The organism is Aquimarina hainanensis (assembly GCF_042684685.1).
Classification (GTDB): domain Bacteria; phylum Bacteroidota; class Bacteroidia; order Flavobacteriales; family Flavobacteriaceae; genus Aquimarina; species Aquimarina hainanensis.
Map to the genome: position 1 here is coordinate 39961 of NZ_JBHULX010000019.1, position 1889 is coordinate 41849.

Below are 1889 nucleotides of genomic sequence, written 5' to 3' on the forward strand. Positions count from 1 at the left end.
ACAACCTTCTTTAATGAAGAAAGGAACCATCACCATCTATAAATACGATTTGAGTGCCGTAGAAACGACTATTAATTTCTATAATGCACATGGATTACACTACCACTTAGAGTTTGATGCCAATTCGGCACAGGCTGCCTATATCGATTTTAGAATTGGTGCAGGAGAATTACATCTTAATGAGTTGATCCATGAGAATAAATGGAATCCAGAGAGACATCAGGCGTTAGTGACACCAAAGGAGATTCATAAGGCAAATGACACTGATTCTGATATAAAAAAAGATGAATCTATACAGCGCTATCCAAATAAAATAAACTTTAATAATGTTGAAACAAAAGAAGACAAGGAAAGGTTATTAAGCCAAACGATTGAATGGTTTGGTTTTGTGAAAAAATTTGGAAGAAGCATGAATATTCATCCAGCTAGTGTTATTGATTTTTACTCAGCGCCAGAAACAGAAAAATCATTTACTGAAAAACTTATTAATACGCTCGAGAACATGATTGGTGGTGATTCTGATGATCACCATAATGTAGATATTCCAGACGATATTGGTAATTTCGTAAGAATTGGTTATTTTAAGAACGTTAGAGATCATGCAGATATTTATAGCGCAACTAGTGTGCATTTCCAAGGTAATCATAACGCTGAAAATAAATACCGTATTAGTATCAGATCTCATGACATTGGATCAGGCACCCCGCAAGCTATTGTTTACATGTTTTTCACTGGTCAAAATAGGAAGTTTTATGAAGAAATCACAACAAGAATAAACGCTTACGAATACACAAAAGTCAAAATAACCCCTCATAAAAAACAATAACAATGAAGTTTTTTAAAGTCATAATAGTATTATTTCTGGTTCTATCTTGTAGCAACAACGAGACATCATTTGATAATTCTTTATTGGTAGGGAATTGGTCCAGTTTACGTAAAGGTAATTATCAGGAATATTATTTTGACGGAGAAACAATGTATCTTTATGACTTAAATACTGATAATATAGTAAAGTATAAGTACACCATTAAGGGAGATTCCATATACAGATCTTTTATTCACCCGGATCTGAAAAATTCTGAATCAAAATATTTCAGCCGTGTAGTCAAATTTGATGATGATCAACTTACTTTGAGAACAAAAGTCTTACATAGAATTAACAGTATAAACACTCTTGAAATGTTTCTTAAAAAAGAAATAGACTCAACTACTTATTATAAATATTTATATAAAAGAGAAGCCTTGCTGAAAGATAATTGGTAAGCTAGTTTGCGGACATCATCAAAAAAAGCACCACAATAATAGTGATGCTCTTTATAGATTGACGATAATCAGTCGTCAATCCCTTTGGCGGGGCTAATATATAAACTAAGGCGGTATTTTTCGCCTTTTTCGTCTGAAAAGTCCTCTCCTTCTCTTTTTTGGAATAGTGTCGGAAATAATTGTTTCCGGAGAGAAATTCAACTTTCCTCCTTTCTTCAATTTTGCATCGACATGATTATCTATTTTAATACTTTCTTTGTTTGCTAGCCTAAGAATGTTTGATTGCAAAGTGTCTAAGACTACTTTTTGATGTTCATATGACCTCTGTAGCTCCTCGTATTTTCCTTTTAACAAGTTAGATTCTTCTTTTGCTGAATCAAGCTTCTTATCGAATATTTTCCATCCAAGGAAAAAACCAATTGCCAAAACAATAGCACTAGATATAAAGTGCCTAACCAAGGGAATCTTTAATATTGATGCTACTACCATTACCATAGTAAAGGTTTTAATTTTTTAATCGCGTATTTCCCCGGGCATGCCGTGGGGGAAGTTTGCCTATGATATCTAACTCCTACAATATTCAGGTAAGCGCTCAATGAATCTTGCAGACGTTTCGCAGACTGTAG

The 1889-nt window shown here is 33.6% G+C and carries 3 protein-coding genes; 2 read left to right on the plus strand and 1 reads right to left on the minus strand.

The features are described from left to right. Together tssD and ACFSTE_RS10945 are read left to right on the plus strand one after the other, a co-directional pair. A partial coding sequence (gene tssD / locus ACFSTE_RS10940) for a type VI secretion system tube protein TssD (protein WP_378298140.1) occupies positions 1–826 on the plus strand: 826 nt, incomplete at its 5' end. 2 nt (positions 827–828) lie between these two features. Next, complete coding sequence (locus tag ACFSTE_RS10945) at positions 829–1263, plus strand: hypothetical protein (RefSeq protein WP_378256686.1); 435 nt, start codon at positions 829–831, stop codon at positions 1261–1263. Between the two features lie 105 nt (positions 1264–1368). Here the strand turns inward: ACFSTE_RS10945 and ACFSTE_RS10950 are convergent, their stop codons facing one another. Then, positions 1369–1752 carry a hypothetical protein gene (locus tag ACFSTE_RS10950; RefSeq protein WP_378298141.1) on the minus strand — a complete coding sequence of 128 codons (384 nt, stop codon included), beginning with the start codon at positions 1750–1752 and terminating at the stop codon, positions 1369–1371. Positions 1753–1889 lie beyond the last annotated feature (137 nt).

Coding starts and splice junctions, on each gene's coding strand:
- ACFSTE_RS10945 (WP_378256686.1), top strand. CDS start 829: ATGAAGTTTTTTAAAGTCATAATAGTATTATTTCTGGTTCTATCTTGT.
- ACFSTE_RS10950 (WP_378298141.1), bottom strand. CDS start 1,752: ATGGTAGTAGCATCAATATTAAAGATTCCCTTGGTTAGGCACTTTATA.